Below are 25,142 nucleotides of genomic sequence, written 5' to 3'. Positions count from 1 at the left end.
TCTCCCAGGCCGCTTTTGGAAAGATGCTAGCGCCCGCGCCCCGCGAGGCAAGAGGCGTCAGCCGCGCTTGTCCTCAAGCATCGCCGTGCCGCCGCGCCGGACGCCCGCCTCGATCAGCGGCCGCAGGAAGCCGAGCGCGGGCGGCAGCAGCATCTCGACCCGCACGAAGGCCTCATGCACCTCGATCCCGGCATTGACCTCCTGCCCCATCGCCAGCACCTGCATCGCCAGCCGCTCGCCGGTCCAGGCGGAGCGGACCTGCGCGCCGGCGGGAAGGTGGGCGACGAGGCTGTCGGAACCGGCGGCGATCCGCCGCTTCGCCTCCGCGGCGCCAAGCGAATGCGGCAGGTCGACCGTCAGAGGTGTAGTGTTCATACAATACGCTTAGCCTGTCGGCCGTCCCGGCGCCAGCCCCCTCGGCGAGGAGCCGCGCGCTACGCGTCGTAGTTACTGCACAGGCGCTTCTGGGCGTTGCTGAGGCTGGAGGCGTTGGCGATCGCCTGATTGGTGCGCTGGCGGACGTTGAACGCACTCTCGTAATGGATCGTGCGGCCGGACAGGATGCTGTTCGGGATCAGCGGCTGATAATCGTAGAAGACCTCGACCAGCATCACCGCGGTGCCCGGCGCGGCGTCGATCGTGTTGGGCGAGCCGACATGGGGCAGCGTCGCGTCGTTCTGGCCCTTGCCTTCGGTGCCCCAGACCGAGCTGGCATGTTTCGCCCCGTCGCAGCGCTGCCAGCGGATCCACTGGCCGGTGCTCGCGCCGCCGGCGCCGGCCGTGTTCGCCTCGATGCTGGACAGGATGATCCGGCCATGCCGACCGAAATCGATCTCGCCGCCGGTCATCTTCGCGCCGGTCATCAGCTCGACCACGTCGGTCTCGTCGATCGTGTCGCGGACGCGCGCGGCATTGTCGGCGGTCATCACCGCGATGTTGCTCACGCGAAGGTTCGCCATCGCGAAATGCGACACCTCGATGCCCACCAGGCTCAGCGTCAGCAGCACCGGCAGGGCAAAGGCGAATTCGAGCATCGCAAGCCCGCTCGTCGAGGCGGCGAGCGCGCGCGCCACCGCCGCTGCAGACCGGCGCGGGCCCCGGGGCAGAAGGCTCAGGGAATGCATACGATCGGCCATGACGTGTTGCGTCCCGCATAGGGCTGGTTGCGAAGCATGGTTTCGGCGGACAGGACGACGTTGTTGTTCCACCCGGGAAGGAAATTGCCGATCGGAACGATGTGCGGGAAGGTGAGCGTCGCCCGATAGCGCACGACATCCTCCGCCGCGCCGAGCCCGGCGCGACCCTGCTCGTCCCAGCTGCCGTCATTGTTGATGTCTGTGAAGCAGTCGCCGGAGACATCGGGACGGTTGGGATCGCCGCCATGGTCCGCGACGATCGGCTCCATCTTGCCGATATCGGTGAAATCGAAATAGCTCGACGTGCTGATCGTCACGGTGCCGCGGTTGGTGAAGGCGCCAAGCCGCGCGCGGACCCGATCGTTGATCTGGCTCATCGGAATGCCGCCGACGGTCGACATGCGCGCGGCCTCCTGGAGCGCGCCCTGGAGCACCGCCGCGGCATAGGCGCGATAGCCGAGATCGAGCACGCCGAGCAGCAAGGTGCACAGCACCGGCAGCACCATCGCGAATTCGACGATGGTCGCGCCGCCCTGGTCGCGGCCGATCCGGCGGAGGCGAAGGCGGCGGATCATTGCGTCAGCCTCAGGGCGCCGATCTGGCTGCCGATCTGGCGGAACCGGGCGATCAGCGCGTCGCGATCGGCGACGGTCGAGGCCTGGCTGGCGTTGCTGGCGCATTCCTTGAGCTCGTCGCTGAGCGAGACGCCGAAGCCGATCACCCAGATCGAGGCGTTGAGCGTCTTGGCGGCATTGCAGATCATTCGGAAACGCTGCGTATGCCGCGCGGTCTGCTGCGAGGTCGTGCCGCCGGTGATGCGCTTGTCGAGCGATTCGACACCATAAGCGGAATAGACGGAGGTGCTCGGCTCCATGATGCCGTCGGTCATGAAGATGATGTGCCGGCTGACCGGCATGCCGTTGTAGCTGTCGGTGCTGTCGGCGAAGATCCCACCATTGGAGATCAGCCGCGCGCCCCAGATCATGCCGATGTCGTGATAGGTGTTGCCGCCAGGCTGGAGGCTGTTGACATAGCTCTGCATGGCGGTGCGGGTCCACGCCTGCAGCCGCTTCGCTTCAACCGGGCATGCGGTGCTCGGTTGCGATGTCGTCGTCCGATATTCGATGTCGGGCCACATCGGCCGCCAGCGTGTCGCGTCGCTGTTCGGAATGAAGTTGACGTTGAGATCATAGGCGTCGGTCGGGATGTTGAACCCGGACGAGGACGTGATCGTGCTGACGGTGCTGCGTTCCTCGATGCAGCCGTTCCACGATGAATTGGTGGTGCTGACGCCCGACACCGACGCGAGCTGCTGGAGGTTGAAGCTTTGCGAGGTCGGAACGTGACCGTTGGTGTTCGTCGCGATCCGGACCGTATTGCCGAGCTTGTACTGACTCGTGTCGTAGGTGGACGCCTGCTGCGTGTAATTCTGGAAGCCGTAATTCTCGAGCGTGTAGGTCGTGGTGTGCCGCTTATGGTGACGCACGCAGGTCCCGTTGCTCGAATTGTAGCTCGCATAGGTGTAGGTGTCGGTCGTCGTCGTCGCCGGCGGCGTTCCGGTGGTCACGGTATCGTTCGCCCAGCTCGTGCAGCGACTGCTCCTGCTCTGGTTCGAACTTTCGTCGGCCAGCGTCTGCTCGGGGCTGTCCGTCTGGCTGTAATTGGGGTTCGTGTAGTTCGCGACCCGCGTCTGATAGGAGACGCTGCTCGCCAGGTAGGACGAGTCCACCGATCGGATCAGGCTGCCCACGTTCACCGTGCTCGAATAAGGCACGATGCCGTAGCGCAGGCGGAGATGGTTGGCCTCGAGCTGGTCCTGGATCGGCTTCAGCTCGTCATAGAGTGCGAGCACCGCGTCGCGCAGCGCGCTGATCTTCTGGTTGGCGGCGACGCTGGTCGAGTGGCCGTTGACGTCCTGCGCCATCGATCCGGTCACGTCGAGCACCAGCATGATGTCGGTGTTCACGAAGTTGAGCGAGGCATCGCAGGAAACATTGAGCGGCAGGCTCGAGAAGCCGAACATGCGCATGATCGTGGTCGGCATGCGGGTGCGCACGTCGATATGCACCGTGCCGGATTCGGGCTTGGTGATGTTCGGCGAAAAGGCGGTCGTCTGGTAAAGGTTCTGCGGGAAGTTGAAGTTGAGGAACCGCGTCGCCGTGTCGGTGACGTTCGAATCGACGGTGTCGTCCTGCATGACGCGGCGGCCGGCGAGCGCCGCGGCATCGCACGCGCTCTGGAGCCGGGTCTTGGCCATGTAGGCGCGGCTCATGTCGATGCCGGAGCCGATCATCGCGGTGAGCGGGATCATCGCCGCCGCGACGATGGCAAGCGTGTTGCCGCGCGCGTCGCGTGCGAGCCGCGCCAGCAGGCCCTTGCGTTCGGCCGGGCGACGTATCTTGCCGAAGATCATCCCAAGTCCCTCCGGGCGCCGGACGGACGCCCTCCATTCGACCCCCTTGGCGGATCGAGGCTAATCTTCGTTCAAGCGACATGGTTAACGCGCGCTAAGGCCTGATTTGGGACGCGCGCGGCGTGGCGGAGCTGTTATAGCGGTGGCATGAAGATGCGTCGCCTCCTCGCCGCCACCGTCCTGCTCCTTTCAACGCCGCTTCCCGCGCAGGAATTGCCCGAAGGCCAGAGCGAGGCGGATTATGAGGCCTGGCTCGACGCCGCCCCGGGCCGGCGCGGCCAGGTGCTCTCGTTCGAGGCGTGGCAGGCCGCCGCCGGCGTCGCCCATGCAGTGCCGACCTATCAGGTGCTGAGGACCGCGAGCATGTGGCGCGAATGCAACGGCCAGCCGTTCGAGGTCGCGCCGCCGAACCTTTGGCCCGGCATGGCGAACACGATCCGCTACATCCGCGACCATGTGGAACGGTCGGTCGGGACCGTCGAGGTCGTCTCGGGCTATCGCGACCCGGCGCTCAATGCCTGCGCCCACGGCGCGCCGGGAAGCGCGCACCAGGGCTATTTCGCGCTGGACATGATCCCGGTCCAGCCGCTCGACCGGCACGATCTGATGCGTCGGCTATGCGCGATGCACGCGCGCTCCGGCCGCGCGGCGCGGGTCGGCCTGGGCTTCTACGCCTTCCAGCGCTTCCACATCGACACCAACGGCTTTCGCCGCTGGGGATCGTCGGGGCCCAACCACAATGAGAGTCCCTGCGCCGTGATCGAGCGGGGCGAGGATCCCGAGCCGCCCGGCACCGAGGCGGTGCCGCGAGCGGCCCGATAATCGTGCCCTCTCAGGCCCTGCGGCCGGCGAAAAGCTGGAACAGGCCGACGATCAGGGCGACGACGAGCAGAAGGTGGATGAGCCCGCCGGCGACATGGAAGGCGAAACCTGCCAGCCACAGGAGGATGAGGATGGCGACGATGGTCCAGAGCATGACGTTGGTTCTCCGCTGAAGGGATATTTCCCACCAACGTCGCGGCGGCGCGTCCGTTCCGGAGCCGGATCGGCCCCGTCCCGGCGGCGGCCTCAGCCCCGGTCCAGGATGTGCGGGCCGATGCGCGCGATCCCGGTGGCTCCGGTCAGCATCATCGCCACCCGCATCTCCGCCTCGAAAATGTCGATGAGCCGGGCGACTCCCGCCTCGCCCCGCGCGGCCAGCGCATAGGCCCAGGCGCGCCCCAGCAGCACCCCTTTCGCGCCGAGCGCCAGCATCCGCACCACATCCAGCCCCGAACGAACGCCGCCGTCGGCGAGCACGGTGAGCCGATCGCCGACCGCCGCTGCGATAGAGGGGAGTGCGTGCGCGGTGGAGGCGACGCCGTCGAGCTGGCGCCCGCCATGGTTGGACACGACGATCCCGTCCGCCCCGGCATCGGCGGCAAGGCGGGCATCGTCGGCGTCGAGCACGCCCTTGATGACGAGCGGGCCGTCCCAATGCGTGCGGACCCAATCGATATCGGCCCAGGTGCAGGTCGGATCGAAATTGCGGCCGATCCAGCCGACATAGTCGCCGAGCCCGGCCTTGCCTTCGACGACCGGAAGGAAATTGCCGAGGCTGTGCGGCCGGCCGCGCAGCCCGACGTCCCAGGCCCAGCGCGGATGGGTGATCGTCTGCCAAAGCCGCTTGGGGCCTGACCGGGGACCGGCGAGGCCGGAGCGGACATCGCGATAGCGGGCGCCAGGCACCGGCAGGTCGACGGTGAAGAAGAGCGCGCTCGCGCCCGCCGCCTTCGCCCGGGCCAGCAGATCGGCCATGTAGCCGCGATCGCGGATGACATAGAGCTGGAACCAGACGGGCGCCGCGCTCGCCGCAGCGAATTCCTCGATCCCGCAGACCGAGACGCTGGAGAGGCAGGCCGGGATCCCCTTCGCACACGCCGCGCGCGCGGCCTGGGCCTCGCCGCGCCGCGCATACATGCCGGCAAGGCCGATCGGCCCGAGGGCGAAGGGCATCGCCATGTCCGTGCCCAACAGGCGCGTCGTCAGATCGATCCGGTCGACATCGACGAGGACGCGCTGGCGAAGCGCGATCGCGGCCAGATCGGCGACATTGCGATGCAGCGTCTGCTCCGCATAGGAGCCGCCGTCGATATAATCGAACAGGAAGCGCGGCAGGCGGCGGCGCGCTTCCTCCCGGAAATCCGCGGCGGACGCGATCGTCATCAATAGACGCAGACCGAAAAGCCGCGGCCCGATTCCCAGCAGGCCGGGTCGCGGCGCGAGCGATGCAATATACCCGCATCCTCGTGGCGGCCCGAGGTCATCATATATTCCGCACGGCCGACGCCGGGGCGGATGATGTCGAGGCTGAATCCTTCCATCCCGTCCATGTCGCGGCCCTCGACGGGCGTGAGCGCGAAGCTGCCGTCGCGATCGGCGGAAAAGACGCACGGCCCGCGCCAGGGGCGATCGGGGCCGCCCGACGTGAACACGCAGCGCGCGACCCGCTCCGCCGCGTCCGCCGCGTCCGCCGGCGCGGAAAGCCAAAGCATGAATGCCGCCGCCAGAGCGATGCGCAAGACCGCCTCCTATCCGCCCGCCTGCCAGTGCCGGATCGCGTCGTTCGGAGCGACCAGCATCAGGACGTTGAGCGTCAGATTGTCACGGATCACGTAGAGCGTCAGCAATTCGAAACCGACGCAGATCGCGATGCTAGCGGCGAGCGGGAGCCGCCGCGCGAGGCCGAAGCCGAGCATCATGAAGCCGATGTCGCACATCGAGTTGAGGACGCTGTCGCCGGTATAGCCGAGCGCGATCGTCGCGGCGCGGTAGCGATCGATGATGATCGGGCTGTTCTCGAGCACCTCCCAGGCGGCCTCGATTGCGGTGGCCAGGATCAGCCGCTCGCCCGGCGGGCGCCAGCGAAGCACGATCCAGCCGACCAGGTAGAAAAGGAAGCCGTGGATGAGGTGGCTCGGGCTGTACCAGTCGGCGAGATGCTGGCTGTTGTCCGGCCCGTTCACCGTGGACACGAAGAGCTTCACCGTGCCGCAGGCGCAGATCGGATGGCGGCCCATGGCAAGCTCGGCCGCCGCCGCGAGCGCGACGATCACCAGCGCGACCATCCAGTATTTGCGGGGGATGAGGGCGACCGTCCTGATCATCCGAGCATCCCGAGGAGGGTCTGGACGGTGCGCCAGTTGCGCGCCGTGCCGGGCGATCCGACCGCCCGGTCGATCAGCGAAGGCGTCAGTTTCGAGGTGCCGGCACCGTGCGGATAATGGAACCACAAGGCGCCGCCGGACGCGCGCACCCGCTCGCCGGCCGTCGCCCGCGCCTCGATCGTCTCGGCCGCGCCGTCGGCGGGCGGATCCTTGGAGACGAGGAGCATCAGCCGGTTCGGCTCGGCCTCGCCGACGTCGGGAAAGGGATTGCTCGCGGGCAGCGCGGCCCATTGCGGGGCCGTCCGGACGACCGCCGGCGCGTCGTAACCCCAGGTTTTCGCGACGACCGCTTCAAGCGCCGTTTCGGCCTCCTGCGGCGACGCATCGGCCGAAAAGACGACATTCCCGCTTTGGATATAGGTCGCGACATCGGTCCAGCCGAGCTCGGCGCAAAGCGCGCGCAGCTCGGCCATCGGCAGCTTGCGCCCCCCGACATTCACCGCCCGCAGCAACGCGACCATCCGCCCCATCCGCGCACATTAGCACGGAAAAGCGCGGCGTCTCCACTTGACGGACGGCGCGCGGCCAAGGCAGGTGCGCGCATGGAAATCGCAAGCGCGTTCAAGCGGCGGGGCCTCCTCTACGTCCTTTCGAGCCCGTCGGGCGCCGGCAAGTCAACGATCGCGCGCAAGCTGCTCGACAGCGACGACGGCATCGCGCTGTCGGTGAGCGCGACGACGCGGCCGATCCGGCCAGGCGAGGTGGACGGCCGCGATTATCATTTCGTCAGCGACGATCGTTTCCAGGCGATGGTCGACGAAGGCGCCTTCCTGGAATGGGCGCATGTCTTCGGTCATCGCTACGGCACGCTGAAGGGCGAGGTGCTGAAGACGATCGAGCGAGGCCGCGACGTGCTGCTCGACATCGACTGGCAGGGCACGCAGCAGCTGAAGCAGGTCGATCCCGATATCGTGCGGGTGTTCATCCTGCCGCCCTCGATGGAGGAGCTGGAGCGGCGGCTCCGCACGCGCGGGACGGACAGCGACGAGGTGATCGCGCGGCGCATGGAGCGGGCCGCGGCCGAGATCAGCCACTGGGCCGAATATGATTATGTCCTGATCAACAACAATGCGGACAAATGCTGCGAGCTCGCGCTCAACATCCTGAAGGCCGAGCGGCTGAAGGCCGGCCGCCGCGTCTTCCTCCACGATTTCGTCCGCCAGCTGATCGGCTGAGCGCCGCGCCTGCGTCGCCCACAATGGTGCTTCCGCGACGCGTGCACCGGGTCTAGTCTGCCTGTCGAAAAGCAGGGAGGATGGCGATGGTACGCACTTTGATGGGCGGCCTTGCCGCCGGGCTGGCGATGTTCGTGATCGGCTTCGTCTTCTGGGGGACGCCGCTTTCGGGGCTCGCCATTTCCAAGGCGAACGATGCGCAGAGCGCCGCGCTCCAGCTCGCCATGGCGCAGAATCTGACGCCGGGGGGCACGGGCACCTATCTGATCCCGACGCCCGATACCGCGCAGGGCACGGTCGCTTACGGCCAGGGGCCGATCGCGACGATCCATTTCAACGTCCATGGCTTTGCCGCAGAAGACCTTTCGATGCTGCCGACCGGGCTCGCCATCGCGCTCGCCGCCGGCGTGCTGATGGCGTTCGGGCTCGCCGCCGTCGGCGGGGCCAGCTTCGCCGCACGGGCGCGGCTCGTGATCCTCTTCTCGCTGGGCATCACCGTCTGGACGCTGCTCGCCGAGCCGGTCTTCAACAATTATGGCTGGGCCTATTGGGTCTATTGGTTCGTCACGCAGACGATCGGACTCGTCGTCGCGGGGCTGATTATCGCGCGCTGGTTCCTGCCGGCGGCGGCGGCCGCGGCCGTCGTGGAGGGTCCGGCCGCTAGAGCAGACTGAGGAAGCGGGCGCCGGCGGCGAAATCGGCGCGGCGGCCGGCGAGCGCCTTGGCCGCCTCCGCATCCTCGCCCCATTGCTCGGCCTGCCACGCATCGTCGAGGCTGACCGCCGCCCAGGCGGCATCGACGGCCAGCGCGCCTTCGGCCAAGGCGAGCGCGGCGATCAGCGAGCCGCCCACCGTCACCAGCGGGTGAAGGCCGGCCAGCGCGAAAGCATCGCGTGCCGCCGTCGCCGCGGCGAGCCGGGCGACCGTTTCGGCCGGCTGCGGGCGATGGATCACGCCAGCGGTCACGACGAAATCGACATCGTAGCGGCTCCGCGCCCAGGCGAGCAGCGGATCCCAGCTTTCCGCCTGCCGTGCGGCGAGCTTCGCCGGCCGCTCGGCGCGATAATAAAGCAGGTCGCTCTCGCCATAAGCGGCGAGCCCGCGCGCGAACCCCGCCGGATCGGGCCCGATCCGGTCGATCGCGGCATTGGCGAGGCCGGTGAGCGGCATCGACCGCGGATCGATCGTCTCGCCCTGAGCACCCCATTCATCGGCGATCGCCTCGGCCAGCTCGGCGGTGGGGAGGACGAGCGGCGTGCGGCCGGGCGTCTGGATCGGGCGACCGTCGAGCAGGACGCGCCGGTCGGCGTCGGCCTCGGCGGCCGTGTAGAAGCGCTTCATCGCGGCGGCGTCTTCCACCGCCGGGCCAGCCAGCGCGGGCCGAGGAAGCTGATGAACAGGCCGACAAAGGCGAGCGGAAGGCCGAGGATCGAGCCGCCGGCCACGATCCGGTCCGTCTGCCACAAGAGCAGCGAGAACAGCACCACGATCGTCCCGCCGATCCCGACCAGGTTCATCATGATGAACCGGTTTCGCGCCCTGGCTTCCGCCTCGTCCCGGGTCATCGCCGCATCGCCTCCGCCATTCTGAGATCGCCAAGCGCGGCCAGCGCATCGGCGGCGCCAGCCCGCGCCGCCGCGGGCTTGTCCTGCCCCAGCTTGGCCGTGCCGCGCCAGTCGCGGATCGTCATTTCAAAGCCGGTGATCGCGTTCAGCATCTTTTCGAAAACCCCATCGGTCATCTTGGCGCGGGTCCAGGGCCGCTTCGGCGCGAGCCGCCCCTCGCCCGCGGCGGACAGGCCGTCGAGCAGGGCGACAAGCCCCTCGCGATCGAGCGGCCGGACCGGCCCGTTGAGCTCGACCGCCACATAATTGGTGGTCGGCACCTTGTCGGCGAGGCCATACCAATCGGGGCTGATATAGGCGCTCGGCCCGGTCGCGACGAACAGCGCCTCGACGCCGCCGACGAGCGCGGCATGGAGGTGATTGGACCTCGAGACATGGAAACGAAGGCGATCCCCGTCGATCAGCACCGGCACATGGGCGGCACGAAGGCCGTCCGGCGTCGGCGCGACGAGCGTGCCGAAGCCGAGATCGCGAACCATCGCCGCCATCGCTGCCGGCTCGCCGATATGGAAGAGGCGGTTGGGGTGCATCAATCCACCGCTTCGGTCGCGGCAAGCGCGGTCGCCAGCCAGTCCGGCAGGATCGCGCCCTCAAGATCGTCGATCCGCCGATGCTCGACCGCAAGGCCCAGCGCCGGATAATGGATGCGCGTGCGCGGCCCCGGCGCATCGGTCCGCACCACGACGAGCCGGCGATTGACCTTGTTGCGCCAGTTCATCCGCGCCGTATTCTCCTGGCCCACATAGCAGCCCTTGGCGAAGCTCACCCCGTTCAATTCGGCGGCATTGCATTCGAGCCAGAGCGTCTTGTCCTGCCCCAGCTCCGCCGCGCCTTCGGTGACTGCGAGGGAAAGCCGATGGGCGAGCCAGCCTTCCGCCGCCAAGCCGGCGGGCGCGAGCCAGCGGCGGCCGAGATCGGCAAGGCGGGGATCGCGGATGCCGCCCTCCTCGCGCGACCAGTGGACGGCCAGCGATTCGTCGCGGACGATCTCGATCCTGCGTCGCAGCCGATAGAGCGCCAGCCGCTTCGCCAGCGCATCGGCCTCGGCCGCCTCGCAATCGATCAGCACGTCCTCCCCATCGGCCCAGAGCAGGAAATCGAACAGCGCCTTGCCCTGCGCGGTCAGCAGGCCGGCCCAGAGCGGCCGATCCGGCGCGAGGTTCGCCACATCATTGGTCACGAGCCCCTGCAGGAACCCGCGCACATCCTCGCCCGAAAGGCGAAGGACGGCGCGATCAACGAGGGTGGTGGCGGCCATGGTCTCCAGTTAGGGAGGAATGGTGACCGATCCAAGCCGCATCACGATCCGCCGCCCTGACGACTGGCATGTGCACCTGCGCGACGGCGAGATGCTGCGCGCGGTCGCGCCCTATACCGCGCGCCAGTTCGCCCGCGCGATCGTGATGCCGAACCTGGTGCCGCCGGTGACGCGCATCGACGCCGCCAGCGCCTATCGCGATCGCATCCTTGCCGCGCTGCCCGACGGCCATGGCTTCACGCCGCTGATGACCTGCTATCTCACGGACGATGCCGATGCCGAGGAAATCGCGCGCGGCTTCGCCGAGGGCGTTTGGGTGGCGGCCAAGCTCTATCCGGCCAACGCCACCACCAACTCCGCCCACGGCGTGACCGACATCGCCAGGCTGCGCCCGGCACTGGAGGCGATGCAGCGGATCGGGATGCCGCTCCTCGTCCACGGCGAGGTGACCGATCCCGCCGTCGACATTTTCGACCGCGAGGCCGTCTTTATCGAGCGGACGCTCGCTCCCCTCGCCCGCGATTTCCCGGCGCTGAAGATCGTCTTCGAACATATCACGACGGCTGAGGCGGTCGCCTTCGTCGAGGGCGCCGGCCCGACGATCGCCGCCACCGTCACGCCGCACCACATGATGCTCAATCGCAATGCGATCTTCGAGGGCGGCATCCGCCCGCACGCTTATTGCCTGCCCGTCGCCAAGCGCGAGCGCCACCGCGTCGCCGTGCGCCGCGCGGCCATGTCGGGATCGCCCAAATTCTTCCTCGGCACCGACAGCGCGCCCCATGCGGTGGAGCGCAAGGAAGCGGCCTGCGGCTGCGCGGGAATCTTCAACGCGCCCTTCGCGATCGAATCCTATCTCGAAATGTTCGAGGAGGACGGGGCGATCGACCGGTTCGAAGCTTTCGCATCGGAGAACGGGCCCAATTTCTATGGCCTTCCGCTGAACGACGGAACGATCACGCTGGAGCGCCGCGCATCCGAGGTCCCGACGAGCCTCCCCGCCGCCGGCACCGCCATCATCCCCTTCCAGGCGGGCGGGACGCTGCGCTGGCGAATCGCCGGCTGAGCCCGCGCGGGGCGGCGAGACGCCTCAATGGGTCGATTCGGGCCGCGGGTGGACCGGGGTCGCGGCGTCGCGGCCGACGACGGTGATCCACGGCTGGACTCGCCAGCCGCGGACGAGGCCCTGGGTCACGTAAGGATCGGCCTCTGCAAAGGCGGTCGCGGCCTCGTGGCTCGTGAAGAGCAGCAGCGCGGATTCGACCGGATCGCCGACGGCGCCGCCGAGCAGCAGATCGCCCCGCTCCGCCGCCGCCCAGGCGAGCGCCAGATGGGAATCGCGAAATCCGCCGCGGCGGGCGAGATAATCGGGGGCGAGTTCGTAGGACAAGAGGACGTGCATGGTGTCTCCTTCATTCGGGATCGAAGGCGGCGATGATCGGGCATGGGCCCTTGCCGCCGGCGGCGCAGACGCCCTTCAGCCGCTCCAGCGCGCCGCGCGCCGCCTCGAGCTCGGCGATCTTCGCGTCCAGCGCGGCGAGGCGGGCGGTGGCGAGCGCGCGGACGCGGGCGCGATCGCTGGTCCGATCGAGCCGCAGCAGCTCGCCGATTTCCTCAAGCGTGAAGCCGGCCGCCTGGGCGCGGCGGATGAACTTCAGCCGGCGCACGTCCTCGGCGCCGTAACGGCGCACCGATCCGGCGCTTGGCGGCACCGCAAGCAGGCCGCGCCGCTGATAATAGCGGATGGTTTCGACCCCGACGCCGGCCGCCGCGCCGAGGCGGGCGATCGTCATTGCGGCCGCCATCGCCGATCCCCTTGACTCCGTACCATGGTCCGGAGGCTAGAGAGCGATTCGCCACATGGCAAGCAAGGGAGAAAATGATGACCAAGACCGAAAATGCGAAGCCCGCCTGCACCTGCAAGACCGAGGGCGGATGCCGCTGCAATCCGTGCACCTGCCGGAATTGCGGCTGCTGAACAGGCGCGCGGGCCGTGTCCCATGCGGCGCGGCCCGCCGCTCAGCCGACCGGCGTCGTATCGCCGCCCTGGATCGGCAGCGCGGCGCCGCTGACGAAGCTCGCGGCATCGGAGAGGAGCCAGGCGACCGCCTCGGCCACCTCGTCCGCCTCGCCAAGCCGGTCCATCGCGCTGTGCCGGCGGATCACCTCGGCATAGAATTCGGGCTTCGCATCGACCTGGGGATCGACCATCTCCGAATGGCAATAGCCGGGGCAGACCGCGTTCACCCGGATGTTGCGGCGGCCATATTCGTTCGCCGCCGTCTTCGTGAGGCCGATCACGCCATGCTTCGCGGCGGCATAAGCGGCGTGGCGCACATCGCTGCCGATCAGCCCGAACATCGACGACATGTTGACGATCGCACCGCCGCCGCCGGCGAGCAGGGCGGGGATTTCCGCCTTCATGCTGCGCCACACCGAATTGAGATTGGTGGCGACGATCAGGTTCCAGACCTCATCGTCGATGTCCGCCGTCTCGGTCCCCGCGCGCCCGGCGATCCCGGCATTGTTGAAGGCGCCGTCGAGTCGGCCGAACCGATCCAGCGTGCGCGCGACCATCGCATCGCAATCGGCCGCAACGGTGACGTCGGCGCGGATGAACAGCGCCTCGCCGCCCGCCTCCGCAATCTCGCCCGCGATCGCCTCGCCCTGCGCCGCGCGCCGCCCCGTCAGCGCGACCCGGGCCCCGCGCGCCGCCAGCAGCCGCGCCGTCGCCGCGCCGAGCCCCGACGTGCCGCCGGTGACGAGAATGACCTTGCCGTCGAAGCCCTGCATCCCTGCTCTCCCCTTCGCGTTCACCGGCGCCGGTCGCCGCTGTCGCAGCGGGTGCGGGCCTTGTCGAGATCGAACCGCTGCCTCAATCGATGATCCGCATGTCGCCTTCGGCCGCCAATCGATCGAGGAAGGCCTTCATCTCGGCCACCCGCTCCGGCGGATGGGGCTCCCAGCTTTCGACCTCGCCGACGATCCGCAGCGGCGCGCGGGAGCGGTAGGAGGCGGTCGGGTTGCCGGGGAACTTCTTGTCGGTGAGGTTGGGATCGTCCTCGAACGCGCCGGTCGGCTCGACGATGTAGATGCGCTCGCGCCCCTCGCCTTTGGCCAGCTCGGCGCCCCACGTGGCGGCGTCGAGCGTACCCGCGAAATAGATCCAGGACAGCGCCTGCGCCTGGAAATTGGAGGCGAAGCCGGGGCTGAGAAAACCCCCTACCGCAAGATCGGCGCGGGTGCCGTGATAGAAGGGGCCGGCGGCGTCGCGGGCATAGGTCATTCTTGTCGCTCGTCCTTCGTTTCGCTTAGGCTCGGCCGGCCGCGAACGATGGAGCACCGCCGCGATGAAGCCCCACCGCATCTACACGATGAGTTTCGCAAGCGTGTACCCGCATTATGTCGCCAAGGCCGAGAAGAAGGGCCGGACGAAGGCGGAGGTGGACGAGATCATCCACTGGCTGACCGGCTATGACGGGGACGGGCTGGCCCGGATGCTGGCGGCGAAGACGAATTTCGAGGATTTCTTCGCCCGGGCGCCCGCGCTCAACCCGGCGCGCACGGGCGTCACCGGCCTCGTCTGCGGCGTGCGGGTGGAGGCGGTGGAAGACCCGCTGATGCGCGAGGCGCGCATCCTCGACAAGCTGATCGACGAACTGGCGCGGGGGCGGAAGATGGACAAGATCCTGCGCACGCCGCCCCCGAACGGCGCATGATCGCGGCCCCGCGCATCCTGGTCGATGCCGACGCCTGCCCGGTGAAGGACGAAATCTACCGCGTCGCCTGGCGGCACGAGGTGCCGGTCGCGGTGGTGAGCAACATGCGCCTGCGCGTGCCCGATCATCCGCTGATCGAGCGGGTCACCGTCTCCGACGCGTTCGACGCCGCCGACGACTGGATCGCCGGCGCCGCGGGGGAGCGCACCATCGTCGTCACCGCCGACATCCTGCTCGCCGACCGCTGCCTCAAGGCCGGCGCCACCGTCCTCGCCCCGACCGGCAAGCCGTTCACAATGAGCTCGATCGGCAGCGCCATCGCGACCCGCGCGATCATGGCCGATCTGAGGGCGGGGATGGGCGACGGCGGCGGCGGCCCCCCGCCCTTCGCGAAGGCGGATCGGTCAAGGTTCCTGCAGGCGCTGGATGCAGCGGTGGTGAAGGTGAAGAAATAAGGTGCGCCCCGCCTACTGGCCGGCCGGCGTCGCCCGAGCGGACTGCGCCGCCGCCTGGCTGTGCACGCCTAACGGCACAACGCACCAGCCCCGAGATGGAAATACGGCGGCACCGCCGCCCCGGCCTCGAGCTTCAGGAGCTGTGTCCACTGCCCGGTCTTCTCGCAACTGCGCAGCCGCTTGATCCAGCCCCCGGGAAGGGTCGGCTGCCACTCCAGCTCGTCGCACCGGATGAGGATGTCGTTCTCGTTCATTGGCTGCCTCCGTGGATTGGGTTTCGCGTGGCGCCCGTTGCGAGGGTGTTCCACACGATTGGGCTGGTCGCCAGAGGAAGGTGGTATGGGGCAATGAGAAGCTCTCCATGCGTACGGCAGATTGACAATCCCAACGAGGATCGGGCGTAGTGAGTATGCAAGTGAGGGAAACGCAATGTACGTGACACCGGACCAAAGTTGGCAAGCCGCTTACGCGACGACGAAGGCGAATTTCGGCCTCAACGATGACGCCATCGGCGTTTTTGCAATCCAGCTTCGATTTAACCTTGATGATATCAAGACGATCGCCGCCGAGGCGATCACCGGAGGTGGCAACGATCGCAAGTGCGATGTCTTGCATATCGACAAGGAAATGGGCGTCGCCGTTATCGCCCAGTGCTACGTAGCAAGGACAAGAAAACCAGCCGCGAAGGCCAATAAGGCGGCCGATCTAAACACAGCGGTGAGTTGGCTCCTCAGCGCGGATTTGGCCACTCTCGACGCCGCACTTCGCGGCCGTGCCCAAGAACTTCGTGATGCCATTAAGAGCGGCGACATTAGACAGATTCACTGCTGGTACGTTCACAATCTGCCAACGTCCGAAAACGTCCGCAAGGAACTGGAAACCGTTGAAACAACGGTGAGAATTGCGCTGTCGTCCTACAGTGGTGGCTCCCAAATCAATGTCTTTGCGAAAGAAGTTGGCGCGGATGAAATCGAGTCCCTCTACACTAAGGCCGAGCGCACAATTATCGTAACCGATACCTTCGTTGTTCAGGTTCCCGACGTCATTGAACATAAAGAAGCAGGCTGGTCCTCAATAAGCACTTTTGTCCCCGGTATCTGGTTGGCGAAATTATACGGCCAATATGAAACTGACCTGTTTTCGGCGAATCTTAGGGGCTATCTCGGCTCACGTTCGAGCGACAAGAACATCAACAACGGAATTAAAAATACCGCAAACAATGAGCCGGAGAACTTCTTAGTTTATAATAATGGCATAACATCTCTCGTACTCGACTATGAGTACGGAAAGAAGACCTCGAAGGGCAGAAAACTCACCATAACCGGTGTTTCTATTGTTAACGGTGCACAGACCACAGGCTCGATCGCGAGCGCCGAGGGAGTTGTCAGTGACGATCTGCTGGTCGGCGTTCGCTTCGTGAAGGCGGCGAGCGACGATCTCATCGAAAAGATCGTCAAGTTCAACAATTCACAGAACAAGCTCGAGGCAGCGGATTTCCGCAGCAATGACTCCATACAAGAGCGGTTAAGGTCAGAGTTTTCCGCCATTCCCGACGCAGAGTACGAAGGCGGTCGACGGGGCGGCGCAAGTGACGCTATCAAGCGCAGCAAATACACATTGCCATCTTACACCGTCGGGCAATCGTTGACTGCGTTCCATGGCGACCCAGTGCTCGCGTATGACAAGAAATCCGAAATTTGGATTGATGACAATAACTATGGTCGCATTTTTACAGATCGCACAAATGCTCGTCACATTGTTTTCTGTTTCTCGATATTAGAAGCGATTAATAGTCGACGCCTGAAGTTGCTCGAAAAGCAGAAAACCGACTCGTCGTCACTGACAAAACTCGAAGTGACGACTCTAGAGTTTCTCAACAGAAAGGGTTCTCAGTTTCTGCTGATTTATGTGGTAGCTCAGTGTCTTGAAACTATACTAAGTAAGCCGATTCCAAATAAGTTCGACGTCAGGTTTAAGGAAAATAGATCACCGTTCAAATTAGCGGCCGAGTGGGAACCGATTTTGGATATTCTTCTCCCCTTGAGTGGCCAGTTGGATGATGCGTTTACAAAGGGACGCGTTACCACCGAAGGCGTCAAGAAAACCGTGCCAAACTTTACCGGGGTTTTCGCGTCGATCGCGAATCTTCAAGAGGCGACTTTCAAAGCCTTCGCGGCCAAGGTTGAGATCGCTTAGTAGGTAGGGGCAATCGCTCCTTCTCCGCGCGGGCTCAATCGTGCTCGCGCCCACCCGCGCCCACATAAAGCTCCGACCCAACCTCCCTAAACCGCTCACTCATCTCCGCCATCCCGGCCTCCGCCTCCTCGGCCGCGACGAAGCTCCCCACCTCGGCATTCTGCCGCGCCGCGAAATCGCGCACCTCCTGCGTGATCTTCATCGAGCAGAACTTGGGCCCGCACATGCTGCAGAAGTGCGCGGTCTTGGCGCCCTCCGCCGGGAGGGTCTGGTCGTGATATTGCTCGGCGGTGTCGGGGTCGAGGCTGAGGTTGAACTGGTCGCGCCAGCGGAATTCGAAGCGCGCCTTTGACAGCGCGTCGTCGCGGAGCTTGGCGGCCGGGTGGCCCTTGGCGAGGTCGGCGGCGTGGGCGGCGAGCTTGTAGGTGACGACGCCGACCTTCACGTCGTCGCGGTCGGGCAGACCGAGATGCTCCTTGGGCGTGACGTAGCAGAGCATCGCCGTGCCGTACCAGCCGATCATCGCCGCGCCGATGCCGCTGGTGATATGGTCGTATCCCGGCGCGATATCGGTCACGAGCGGCCCCAATGTATAGAAGGGCGCCTCGCCGCAGGCGGTGAGCTGCTTGTCCATGTTCTCCTTGATCTTGTGCATCGGCACGTGGCCGGGGCCTTCGATCATCACCTGCACGTCCTGCGCCCAGGCGCGCTTCGTGAGCTCGCCCAGCGTGTAGAGCTCGGCGAACTGGGCCTCGTCGTTGGCGTCGGCGATGCTGCCGGGGCGAAGGCCGTCGCCCAGCGAATAGGCGATGTCATAGGCCTTCATGATCTCGCTGATCTCGTCGAACCGTTCGTAGAGGAACGATTCCTTGTGATGGGCGAGGCACCATTTCGCCATGATGCTGCCGCCGCGGCTGACGATGCCGGTGACGCGCCTGGCGGTCATCGGGATATAGGGCAGGCGCACACCGGCGTGGATGGTGAAATAATCGACGCCCTGCTCGGCCTGCTCGATCAGCGTGTCGCGGAAGATTTCCCAGGTGAGGTCCTCGGCAATGCCGCCGACTTTCTCCAGCGCCTGGTAGATCGGCACGGTGCCGATCGGCACGGGGCTGTTGCGGATGATCCATTCGCGGGTGTCGTGGATGTTGCGGCCGGTCGACAGGTCCATCACCGTGTCGGCGCCCCAGCGGATCGCCCAGACCATCTTGTCCACCTCGGACGCGACGTCGCTGGCGACGGCGGAGTTGCCGATATTGGCGTTGATCTTGACGAGGAAGTTGCGGCCGATCGCCATCGGCTCGCTTTCGGGGTGGTTGATGTTCGACGGGATGATCGCGCGGCCGCGCGCCACCTCGTCACGGACGAATTCGGGCGTCACATGATCGGGGATGGCGGCGCCCCAATCCCGCCCGTCGCGCGCGGCGGCCTCGCGCAGCATCTCGCGGCCGAGATTCTCGCGCGTCGCGACATAGTCCATCTCGGGCGTGATGATGCCGCGGCGGGCATAGTGCATCTGGCTGACATTCGCGCCGGCCTTCGCGCGCAGCACCTTGCGGCGGACGTTGGGAAAGGGCTGGACGCCGCCGGAGCGGTCCGGGCCGAGCTGGCCGTTATCCTCCGGCCGCACCTCGCGCTGGACCACCTCCTCGACATCGCCGCGGGCGCGGATCCATTCGCGGCGAAGCTCGGGAAGCCCAGCCATGATGTCGATGGTCGCGGCGGGATCGGTATAGGGCCCGGAGCAGTCGTAGACTCGCAGCGGCGGCTCGCCGGAGGACGGCTCGAGGTCGATCTCGCGCATCGCCACCTTGAGCGGGCCGACATGGATCTTGCGCGAGCCGCGGATCGGTCCGGTGGTGACCTTAAGCTCGGTACGGGCGGGAATATCGGCCATCTTCGCTCTCCAAAATCGGAGGGAGAGCGTGCGCGCCTCCCTCCCTACGCCGGTGTCAGCCGGATCAGGTTCGGCGGGTCTCGGCGTGCTCGCCGACTCTCAACCGCAGCAGCGGTCCCCCGGGGAATGGGCCGTGCTTACGCGCTTCACGCGGGCAAGGAAAGGGCGGCCCCGAAGGACCGCCCTCCCTGCGTCTGAAAAGGGGATCAGACGACTCGGGGCGCCGGGCGCGGCGTTTCCGGCGCGGCCGATGGCGCGGCCCGCGGCGCCGGAGCCGCGCTTGCCGAGCAATCGCCGAAGCTGCGCTCGACGCGGCGGGCTGGCTCGCCGGCGCGCTGCGTCACCTGGACGCTGTGGCCGCACGTCCCGTTTCCGGTCGTGGTGGTCGAGACGAAGGTGAAATTGCCGCCCTGCGGTGCGCCGTTGGTCACCGAGACGAACATCGGTCCCGCGCCGGGATCGGCTTGCGCCTGCGCGGCCATCGCGGCGGCCTGGCGCATCATCATCGCATGCTGGCGCGCCATCGCGGCGAAGATCGCGTCCATGCGCGCAAACGGATCGGCAAAGGCGACCGGCACCGCTGCGACATTGCGCGCGGGAAGGATCTTCACCTGCGGCGCGACATCGCCTTCATAGGCGATCTGGGCGACGCCGCCATCGGGCAGATCGACGTTCATGACATGGCGGCTCGCGGCATAGGCCCCGCCCGCCAAGGCGAGCGAACCCACACCGGCGAGCACGACGGCTGGAATCAAACGCATCGGATTATTTCCTCCGTTCGGTTGAACATTGGCGCTCCAAAACTGCCACAGGAAGCTGAACCGCCGATGACCGGCGCCGCTTTCGCGAGCATTAAAAAGAGTTTAGGAGGCGGGCCATGCGCCCCGATCTTGCCGATCCAGCCCAGCGCGCCGCCTATCGCGCGGAGCTTCGCCGCGTCGCGATCGGCTGGCGGCTGCTCGGCTTCGTCCTCGTCGCGGCGAGCGCCGGCTGGCTGCTCGCAAGCGATCCCGCGAGTCCCCAGCGGCGCTATGCCTGGATCGGGATGGCGGCCGGCTGGGCGGTGCTGATCGGGGTCGTCATCTACCGCGCCCGCTATCACAAGGCGCGGATGGCGGAGGCGTCGCCCCCCGCATGAGCCTCGAATCGGTTCGCGCCTGGCTCGCGGCGCATGCCCCCGATCTGCCGATCATCGATCAGGGCCTCAGCACCGCGACGGTCGCGGAGGCGGCGGTGGCGCTCGGCGTCGAGCCGGGCCGGATCGCCAAGACCCTGTGCATCCGCGCCGGCGGCGGCGATCCGTTCCTGCTCGTCGCGCGCGGCGATGCCCGGCTGGACAACCAGAAGGCGAAGGCGGCGTTCGGCGGGCGGCCGCGGATGCTCGGGCCGGAAGAGACGCTGGCGCTGACCGGCCATGCGGTCGGCGGCGTCTGCCCGTTCGGCCTGGCGACCCCGATGGCGGTGCGCTGCGATATCTCGCTCAGGGATTTCGATATCGTCTATCCCGCCGCCGGATCGCTGACCAGTTCCGTCGCGGTGGCGCCGGAGCGGCTGGCGGCCCTTGTCGGCGCCGAATGGGTCGACGCCTGCACCTGAGCGCGATCGGTGCCGACCGGCCTGCGGCAAACATCGCTCGCGCCCGGCCGCGCGCCTAGCCGCTGTTGGCGCGGAAACTGTCGGCGTTCGCCTCGCGCCACCAGCGGCCGCAGACGCTGGTCGGGTCGATCTCGCCGAGCAGCGCGCCCTCCTCGATGAACTGGTAGATATGGTCCATCTGCCGCATCTCGGCGACGTTGATCCGCTGCCGCAGATGCCAGGGACGGAAATCGTCTGGCGAGGTCAGGCCGGCCGACACGACCATTTCGTGCAGCGCACGCAACGTCGCCCTGTGGAAATTGGCGACCCGCTGCGCCTTTTCCTGGACGACCAGGCCACGCTGGCGCGCCGGCGACTGGGTCGCGACCCCGGTCGGGCAGGTATCGGTGTGGCACCGCATCGATTGGACGCAGCCCAGCGAGAACATGAAGGCGCGCGCCGCATTGCACCAATCGGCGCCGAGCGCGGCGTTCATCGCGATCGCGGCGCCGCTCGCCACCTTGCCCGACGCGGCGAGCTTCACCTTCCCCTTGAGGCCCGTGCCGACCAGCGCGTTGCGCGCCACGATCAGCCCTTCGCGAAGCGGCATCCCGACCCGGTCCGAAAGCTCGGTCGGCGCGGCGCCGGTGCCGCCTTCCGCGCCGTCGATCACGACGAAGTCGACGAGGATGCCGCTCGCCAGCATCGCTTTCACCACCGCGAAGAATTCGTGCGGGTAACCAACGCACAATTTGATCCCGACCGGCTTGCCGCCGGCAAGATCGCGCAGCTTCGCGGCGAACTCGACCAGCTCGCGCGGCGTCGAAAAGGCGCTGTGCGCGGCCGGGGACTGGCAATCGACGCCCTCCGGCACGCCGCGCGTCTCGGCGATCTCCTTCGAAACCTTCGCCCCCGGAAGGAGGCCGCCATGGCCGGGCTTGGCGCCCTGCGACAGCTTGATTTCGACCATCTTCACCGCATCGCTGGCGGCGCGGTCGCGGAAGCGCTCGGGATCGAATCCGCCTTTGGAGTCGCAGGCGCCGAAATAGCCCGAGCCAAGCTCCCACACGATGTCGCCGCCATGTTTCAGGTGGTAGGGCGAAAGCCCGCCCTCGCCGGTGTCGTGGTAGAAGCCGCCGATCTTTGCGCCGAGATTGAGCGCCTCGATCGCATTGGCCGACAGCGCGCCGAAGCTCATCGCCGAGATGTTGAGCCGCGAGGCCTGATAGGGCTTGCCGCATTGATCGGTGCCGACGGTGACCCGGCTGTCGGCGGGCGCGGCCGGATTGGGCGCGATCGAATGGGCAAGCCATTCATATTCACCCGAATAGACATCGAGCTCGGTCCCGAACGGATGCGCGTCCTCGGCGGCGTGGGCGCGCGCATAGACCAGAGCGCGCTCGTCATGGCTGAACGGCCGCCCCTCGAGATCGCTCTCGACGATATAGGCCCGAAGGAACGGGCGCAGCCATTCGAAGAACCAGCGCACCCGGGCCGTGATCGGATAAGTGCGGCGGAGCGAATGGTGGGTCTGGACGAGATCGTAGAGCCCGATCAGCGCGAGCGGCCCGACGAGGACCAGGCCCCAGAGCCAGTAAAGATGGCCTTCATAGCCGATGACGATGAGGGCGATGCAGAGGGCGAGGACGATCAGCAGAACGGCGTTTCGTTCCAATGCCTTGTCCGTGAACAAGGCCGCCCCGAGATTCGCCCGCGCCATCATTTTCTCTCCCACGCCGAAGCGGCCTATCCCTTCCACATTCGCGTGACATGCGACAGGGCTTTTCGTGGCTGGATCATGCCGCCCGACGTCGTGACTCGACTCCGGCAAGGCGAGAACGTAATGGGAACAAATGTCCCAGCTCGATGTCCGGCAGAAACTCGCCATCCTTGCCGATGCCGCGAAATATGATGCCTCCTGCGCCTCGTCGGGAACGAAGGCGCGGGACAGCCGGGGCGGCACGGGCATGGGCTCGACCGCGCCGGGCATGGGCATCTGCCATGCTTATGCGCCGGATGGACGCTGCATCAGCCTGCTGAAGATCCTGCTGACCAACAGCTGCATCTTCGATTGCCATTATTGCATCAACCGCAAGAGCTCGAACGTGCGCCGCGCCCGCTTCACGGCGCGCGAGGTGGTCGATCTGACGCTGGCTTTCTACCGGCGCAATTATATCGAGGGGCTGTTCCTCTCGTCGGGCATCATCCGGTCCTCCAACTATACGATGGAGCAGATCGTCGAGGTCGCGCGGTCGCTGCGCGAGGACCATGATTTTCGCGGCTATATCCACCTGAAGACGATCCCCGACGCCGATCCGGAGCTCGTCCACCAGGCGGGGGTTCACGCCGATCGCGTGTCGATCAATGTCGAGCTGCCGACCCGCGCCGGCCTCAGCCGGCTCGCGCCCGAGAAGAGCGCCGAGCGGATCGAGGGGGCGATGAAGGGGATGAAGGCCGCGATCCTGGACGGCGCGGATGCGAAGGCGCGCTACAAATGTGCGCCCGAATTCGCGCCGGCGGGGCAATCGACGCAGATGATCGTCGGCGCGGATGCCGCGACCGACAGCGCGATCGTGCAGCGCGCCGCCGGGCTCTACGATCGCTTCGGCCTGCGCCGCGTCTATTATTCGGCCTTCTCGCCGATCCCCGATGCAAGCGCGGTGCTGCCGCTGGTGCGGCCGCCACTGATGCGCGAGCACCGGCTGTACCAGGCCGACTGGATGATTCGCTTCTACGGCTTTTCGAGCGCCGAGGTGGCCGAATCCGCGGACGGTTCGGGCAATCTGCCGCTCGATATCGATCCCAAGCTCGCCTGGGCGCTGAAGCATCGCGAGACCTTCCCGGTCGACGTCAACCGCGCCCCGCGCGAGCTGCTGCTGCGAATCCCGGGCCTTGGCGTGCGGGCAGTCGATCGCATCCTCGCGGCGCGCGTGCATCGCCGGCTGCGGCTCGCCGATCTCGCCCGGCTGACGCGCTCGCTCGCCAGGCTGCGGCCGTTCCTGATCGCGGCGGACTGGCGCCCCACCCTGCTCGCCGACCGGCTCGACCCGCGGCCGAAGACGGAACAGCTGGAGCTGTTCGCCGCTTGAAACCGCCATGCGCGTCGTGACCCTGGCTGGCGAGGATGATTTCGAAGGCTGGCGCACCGCCGCCCGGGCGCTTGCTGCGGCGGGAGTCCCCCCGGGCGACATCGCCTGGCAGTCCGGGGCCGCGCCGGACCTGTTCGGCGACGAAGCCGTGCTCCCGACGGCGGCGCCGGCCTTTCCAGTGCCGCGCGCCTTCATCACGCTGGCCGAGACGGTGATCTGCCACAAGGATCCCGAGCGTTTCGCCTTGCTCTACGCATTGCTGCTGCGCCTGCGCGCGCGGCCGCGGGCGATGGAGGACAGCGCCGATCCACTGCTCCTCCGGCTCGAGGCGATGGCGAAGGCGGTGCGGCGCGACATCCACAAGATGCACGCCTTCCTGCGGTTCCGCGAGGTGGAGACCGGGGAAGGACCGCGCTTCATCGCCTGGTTCGAGCCCGATCATCATGTCGTGCGCGCCGCCGCGCCCTTCTTCGTCAGGCGCTTCGCCAACATGCGCTGGTCGATCCTGACGCCGGCGCTGTCGCTGCATTGGGACATGGCGGTGCTTCGCGAAGGCCCGGGCGCGTCGCGGGCGGACGCCCCGTCCGGCGATCCGATCGAGGCGATGTGGAAGACCTATTATGCCTCCATCTTCAATCCGGCCCGCGTGAAGATCGGCGCGATGCTGAAGGAGATGCCGAAGAAATATTGGAAAAACATGCCCGAAACCGCGTTGGTGGGCGAACTGATCAAGGGGGCGCAGGCGCGGGAGAGCGCGATGGTGGCGAAGGCGGCGGCGGTCGTCGGCGACAATGCCGGCAAGACCTGGGACGCGATCCGCGCCGAGGCGATGCACTGCACCCGCTGCGACCTCTACAAGCACGCCACCCGGACGGTGTTCGGCGAAGGCCCGCTCGACGCCGAAATCCTCTTCGTCGGCGAGCAGCCGGGGGACCAGGAGGATCTGGCCGGCCATCCCTTCGTCGGGCCGGCCGGGCAGGTTTTCGATTCCGCGCTCGCCGATGCCGGGATCGATCGGCGGCGCACCTACGTCACCAACGCGGTCAAGCATTTCAAGTTCGTGCCGCGCGGCAAAAGGCGCATCCACGACAAGCCCGACGGCGGCGAGATCGCCGCCTGCCGCTGGTGGCTTCAGCAGGAGCTGACGCTGGTGAAGCCGGCGGTGACGGTGGCGCTCGGCGCGACGGCGGCGCGATCGCTGTTCGGCAAGGTCGTGACCATCGGCGCCCTGCGCGGATCGGGCCACCGGCTGCCCGATGGCGGCGAGGCCTGGGTCACCGTCCACCCGAGCTTCCTCCTTCGCGTGCGCGACGATCGCGAGGCCGAATATGAAAGGTTCGTCGCCGATCTGAAGGCGATCGCCGCGCGGGCGGAGGCCGTGGGCGCAGCGGCTTGACT

General features: G+C 67.0%; 32 protein-coding genes and 1 riboswitch. Of the genes, 11 read left to right on the top strand and 21 right to left on the bottom strand.

Annotation, left to right across the window (positions count from 1 at the left end; translation table 11 throughout):
• Positions 1 to 57: 57 nt before the first annotated feature.
• From FRZ32_RS08915 to FRZ32_RS08900, 4 genes are read right to left on the bottom strand one after another with little or no spacing between them, the layout of a single operon-like run.
• Positions 58 to 375: a polyhydroxyalkanoic acid system family protein gene (locus FRZ32_RS08915; RefSeq protein ID WP_147043179.1), complete on the bottom strand. Its 318-nt coding sequence runs from the start codon at positions 373 to 375 to the stop codon at positions 58 to 60.
• A 59-nt stretch (positions 376 to 434) separates the two neighbouring features.
• Complete coding sequence (locus FRZ32_RS08910) at positions 435 to 1,073, bottom strand: TadE/TadG family type IV pilus assembly protein (RefSeq protein WP_243445238.1); 639 nt, start codon at positions 1,071 to 1,073, stop codon at positions 435 to 437.
• A gap of 38 nt (positions 1,074 to 1,111) precedes the next feature.
• Positions 1,112 to 1,711: a TadE/TadG family type IV pilus assembly protein gene (locus FRZ32_RS08905; protein WP_158635885.1), complete on the bottom strand. Its 600-nt coding sequence runs from the start codon at positions 1,709 to 1,711 to the stop codon at positions 1,112 to 1,114.
• Complete coding sequence (locus FRZ32_RS08900) at positions 1,708 to 3,549, bottom strand: TadE/TadG family type IV pilus assembly protein (protein ID WP_147043177.1); 1,842 nt, start codon at positions 3,547 to 3,549, stop codon at positions 1,708 to 1,710. Before FRZ32_RS08900 ends, FRZ32_RS08905 begins: the two co-directional genes overlap by 4 nt.
• 147 nt (positions 3,550 to 3,696) lie before the next feature.
• Here FRZ32_RS08900 and FRZ32_RS08895 point away from each other — a divergent pair, with 147 nt between their 5' ends.
• The gene (locus FRZ32_RS08895; protein ID WP_147043176.1) at positions 3,697 to 4,371 is read left to right on the top strand and encodes a hypothetical protein; all 675 of its coding nucleotides are present in this window, start codon (positions 3,697 to 3,699) and stop codon (positions 4,369 to 4,371) included.
• 10 nt (positions 4,372 to 4,381) lie between these two features.
• On the opposite strand, the gene FRZ32_RS08890 is transcribed toward FRZ32_RS08895, so the two are convergent.
• The 5 genes from FRZ32_RS08890 to FRZ32_RS08870 all read right to left on the bottom strand — a co-directional run bounded on the left by FRZ32_RS08890 (position 4,382) and on the right by FRZ32_RS08870 (position 7,225).
• Entirely contained in the window at positions 4,382 to 4,525 is a 144-nt protein-coding gene (locus tag FRZ32_RS08890) for a lmo0937 family membrane protein (RefSeq protein WP_147043175.1), read from the bottom strand.
• Between the two features lie 92 nt (positions 4,526 to 4,617).
• Positions 4,618 to 5,754 (bottom strand): FMN-dependent L-lactate dehydrogenase LldD, encoded by a 1,137-nt coding sequence (gene lldD / locus FRZ32_RS08885; protein ID WP_147043174.1) that lies wholly within the window; start codon positions 5,752 to 5,754, stop codon positions 4,618 to 4,620.
• Positions 5,754 to 6,083: a hypothetical protein gene (locus FRZ32_RS08880; RefSeq protein WP_147043173.1), complete on the bottom strand. Its 330-nt coding sequence runs from the start codon at positions 6,081 to 6,083 to the stop codon at positions 5,754 to 5,756. Before FRZ32_RS08880 ends, lldD begins: the two co-directional genes overlap by 1 nt.
• 36 nt (positions 6,084 to 6,119) lie before the next feature.
• Positions 6,120 to 6,695, bottom strand: a complete 576-nt coding sequence (locus tag FRZ32_RS08875) for a DUF2585 domain-containing protein (RefSeq protein WP_147043172.1) — start codon at positions 6,693 to 6,695, stop codon at positions 6,120 to 6,122.
• Positions 6,692 to 7,225, bottom strand: coding sequence for a DUF1697 domain-containing protein (locus FRZ32_RS08870; RefSeq protein ID WP_147043171.1), 534 nt, complete (start codon positions 7,223 to 7,225; stop codon positions 6,692 to 6,694). The genes FRZ32_RS08875 and FRZ32_RS08870 overlap by 4 nt, the downstream gene beginning before the upstream one ends.
• Positions 7,226 to 7,297: 72 nt before the next feature.
• Between FRZ32_RS08870 and gmk the strand changes: the two genes are divergently transcribed.
• Both gmk and FRZ32_RS08860 read left to right on the top strand, forming a co-directional pair.
• Complete coding sequence (gene gmk, locus FRZ32_RS08865; RefSeq protein WP_147043170.1) at positions 7,298 to 7,930, top strand: guanylate kinase; 633 nt, start codon at positions 7,298 to 7,300, stop codon at positions 7,928 to 7,930.
• An 86-nt stretch (positions 7,931 to 8,016) separates the two neighbouring features.
• On the top strand, positions 8,017 to 8,604 hold the full coding sequence (locus tag FRZ32_RS08860; protein ID WP_147043169.1) for a hypothetical protein: 588 nt from the start codon (positions 8,017 to 8,019) through the stop codon (positions 8,602 to 8,604).
• Here FRZ32_RS08860 and FRZ32_RS08855 read toward each other — a convergent pair.
• The 4 genes from FRZ32_RS08855 to ygfZ are packed head-to-tail and all read right to left on the bottom strand — an operon-like array spanning position 8,591 to position 10,813.
• On the bottom strand, positions 8,591 to 9,271 hold the full coding sequence (locus FRZ32_RS08855; protein WP_147043168.1) for an ATP12 family chaperone protein: 681 nt from the start codon (positions 9,269 to 9,271) through the stop codon (positions 8,591 to 8,593). The genes FRZ32_RS08860 and FRZ32_RS08855 overlap by 14 nt on opposite strands.
• Positions 9,268 to 9,495 (bottom strand): hypothetical protein, encoded by a 228-nt coding sequence (locus FRZ32_RS08850; RefSeq protein WP_147043167.1) that lies wholly within the window; start codon positions 9,493 to 9,495, stop codon positions 9,268 to 9,270. Before FRZ32_RS08850 ends, FRZ32_RS08855 begins: the two co-directional genes overlap by 4 nt.
• Positions 9,492 to 10,085 carry an FMN-binding negative transcriptional regulator gene (locus FRZ32_RS08845; protein WP_147043166.1) on the bottom strand — a complete coding sequence of 198 codons (594 nt, stop codon included), beginning with the start codon at positions 10,083 to 10,085 and terminating at the stop codon, positions 9,492 to 9,494. Before FRZ32_RS08845 ends, FRZ32_RS08850 begins: the two co-directional genes overlap by 4 nt.
• The gene (gene ygfZ / locus FRZ32_RS08840; protein WP_147043165.1) at positions 10,085 to 10,813 is read right to left on the bottom strand and encodes a CAF17-like 4Fe-4S cluster assembly/insertion protein YgfZ; all 729 of its coding nucleotides are present in this window, start codon (positions 10,811 to 10,813) and stop codon (positions 10,085 to 10,087) included. Before ygfZ ends, FRZ32_RS08845 begins: the two co-directional genes overlap by 1 nt.
• 22 nt (positions 10,814 to 10,835) lie before the next feature.
• Here ygfZ and pyrC point away from each other — a divergent pair, with 22 nt between their 5' ends.
• Positions 10,836 to 11,879: a dihydroorotase gene (pyrC, locus tag FRZ32_RS08835; RefSeq protein WP_243445237.1), complete on the top strand. Its 1,044-nt coding sequence runs from the start codon at positions 10,836 to 10,838 to the stop codon at positions 11,877 to 11,879.
• Between the two features lie 24 nt (positions 11,880 to 11,903).
• Here pyrC and FRZ32_RS08830 read toward each other — a convergent pair whose 3' ends face one another.
• From FRZ32_RS08830 to arr, 4 genes are all read right to left on the bottom strand, one after another.
• Complete coding sequence (locus FRZ32_RS08830) at positions 11,904 to 12,215, bottom strand: YciI-like protein (protein WP_147043163.1); 312 nt, start codon at positions 12,213 to 12,215, stop codon at positions 11,904 to 11,906.
• A gap of 10 nt (positions 12,216 to 12,225) precedes the next feature.
• Positions 12,226 to 12,618 carry a MerR family DNA-binding protein gene (locus FRZ32_RS08825; RefSeq protein WP_243445236.1) on the bottom strand — a complete coding sequence of 131 codons (393 nt, stop codon included), beginning with the start codon at positions 12,616 to 12,618 and terminating at the stop codon, positions 12,226 to 12,228.
• Positions 12,619 to 12,832: 214 nt separating this feature from the next.
• Entirely contained in the window at positions 12,833 to 13,606 is a 774-nt protein-coding gene (locus FRZ32_RS08820; RefSeq protein WP_147043161.1) for an SDR family NAD(P)-dependent oxidoreductase, read from the bottom strand.
• An 82-nt stretch (positions 13,607 to 13,688) separates the two neighbouring features.
• Positions 13,689 to 14,099: an NAD(+)--rifampin ADP-ribosyltransferase gene (arr, locus tag FRZ32_RS08815; RefSeq protein WP_147043160.1), complete on the bottom strand. Its 411-nt coding sequence runs from the start codon at positions 14,097 to 14,099 to the stop codon at positions 13,689 to 13,691.
• Between the two features lie 64 nt (positions 14,100 to 14,163).
• On the opposite strand from arr, the gene FRZ32_RS08810 reads away from it, so the two are divergent.
• Both FRZ32_RS08810 and FRZ32_RS08805 read left to right on the top strand, forming a co-directional pair.
• The gene (locus FRZ32_RS08810; protein ID WP_147043159.1) at positions 14,164 to 14,532 is read left to right on the top strand and encodes a DUF2200 domain-containing protein; all 369 of its coding nucleotides are present in this window, start codon (positions 14,164 to 14,166) and stop codon (positions 14,530 to 14,532) included.
• Positions 14,529 to 14,987 carry a YaiI/YqxD family protein gene (locus FRZ32_RS08805; protein WP_147043158.1) on the top strand — a complete coding sequence of 153 codons (459 nt, stop codon included), beginning with the start codon at positions 14,529 to 14,531 and terminating at the stop codon, positions 14,985 to 14,987. The genes FRZ32_RS08810 and FRZ32_RS08805 overlap by 4 nt, the downstream gene beginning before the upstream one ends.
• Positions 14,988 to 15,055: 68 nt before the next feature.
• Here the strand turns inward: FRZ32_RS08805 and FRZ32_RS08800 are convergent, their stop codons facing one another.
• The gene (locus FRZ32_RS08800; protein WP_147043157.1) at positions 15,056 to 15,241 is read right to left on the bottom strand and encodes a cupin domain-containing protein; all 186 of its coding nucleotides are present in this window, start codon (positions 15,239 to 15,241) and stop codon (positions 15,056 to 15,058) included.
• Between the two features lie 175 nt (positions 15,242 to 15,416).
• Here FRZ32_RS08800 and FRZ32_RS08795 point away from each other — a divergent pair, with 175 nt between their 5' ends.
• On the top strand, positions 15,417 to 17,183 hold the full coding sequence (locus FRZ32_RS08795; RefSeq protein ID WP_147043156.1) for an AIPR family protein: 1,767 nt from the start codon (positions 15,417 to 15,419) through the stop codon (positions 17,181 to 17,183).
• A 34-nt stretch (positions 17,184 to 17,217) separates the two neighbouring features.
• Here FRZ32_RS08795 and thiC read toward each other — a convergent pair whose 3' ends face one another.
• Complete coding sequence (thiC, locus tag FRZ32_RS08790) at positions 17,218 to 19,080, bottom strand: phosphomethylpyrimidine synthase ThiC (protein WP_147043155.1); 1,863 nt, start codon at positions 19,078 to 19,080, stop codon at positions 17,218 to 17,220.
• A gap of 24 nt (positions 19,081 to 19,104) precedes the next feature.
• A riboswitch (TPP riboswitch) is annotated at positions 19,105 to 19,212 on the bottom strand.
• A 74-nt stretch (positions 19,213 to 19,286) separates the two neighbouring features.
• Positions 19,287 to 19,841, bottom strand: a complete 555-nt coding sequence (locus FRZ32_RS08785; protein WP_147043154.1) for a hypothetical protein — start codon at positions 19,839 to 19,841, stop codon at positions 19,287 to 19,289.
• Positions 19,842 to 19,957: 116 nt separating this feature from the next.
• On the opposite strand from FRZ32_RS08785, the gene FRZ32_RS08780 reads away from it, so the two are divergent.
• Both FRZ32_RS08780 and FRZ32_RS08775 read left to right on the top strand, forming a co-directional pair.
• On the top strand, positions 19,958 to 20,218 hold the full coding sequence (locus tag FRZ32_RS08780; protein WP_147043153.1) for a hypothetical protein: 261 nt from the start codon (positions 19,958 to 19,960) through the stop codon (positions 20,216 to 20,218).
• Entirely contained in the window at positions 20,215 to 20,676 is a 462-nt protein-coding gene (locus tag FRZ32_RS08775; RefSeq protein WP_147043152.1) for a YbaK/EbsC family protein, read from the top strand. Before FRZ32_RS08780 ends, FRZ32_RS08775 begins: the two co-directional genes overlap by 4 nt.
• Positions 20,677 to 20,731: 55 nt before the next feature.
• Here FRZ32_RS08775 and FRZ32_RS08770 read toward each other — a convergent pair whose 3' ends face one another.
• Positions 20,732 to 22,378 carry an FMN-binding glutamate synthase family protein gene (locus tag FRZ32_RS08770; RefSeq protein WP_147043151.1) on the bottom strand — a complete coding sequence of 549 codons (1,647 nt, stop codon included), beginning with the start codon at positions 22,376 to 22,378 and terminating at the stop codon, positions 20,732 to 20,734.
• A 130-nt stretch (positions 22,379 to 22,508) separates the two neighbouring features.
• Between FRZ32_RS08770 and FRZ32_RS08765 the strand changes: the two genes are divergently transcribed.
• Complete coding sequence (locus FRZ32_RS08765; protein ID WP_147043150.1) at positions 22,509 to 23,744, top strand: putative DNA modification/repair radical SAM protein; 1,236 nt, start codon at positions 22,509 to 22,511, stop codon at positions 23,742 to 23,744.
• Positions 23,745 to 23,751: 7 nt separating this feature from the next.
• Entirely contained in the window at positions 23,752 to 25,140 is a 1,389-nt protein-coding gene (locus FRZ32_RS08760; protein WP_147043149.1) for a UdgX family uracil-DNA binding protein, read from the top strand.
• Positions 25,141 to 25,142: the final 2 nt, after the last annotated feature.

The sequence above is a fragment of the Sphingosinicella ginsenosidimutans genome (assembly GCF_007995055.1).
GTDB classification, from domain to species: domain Bacteria; phylum Pseudomonadota; class Alphaproteobacteria; order Sphingomonadales; family Sphingomonadaceae; genus Allosphingosinicella; species Allosphingosinicella ginsenosidimutans.
Note: the sequence above shows the minus strand (reverse complement) of the source record. Positions and strands in the feature narration are given on the sequence as shown.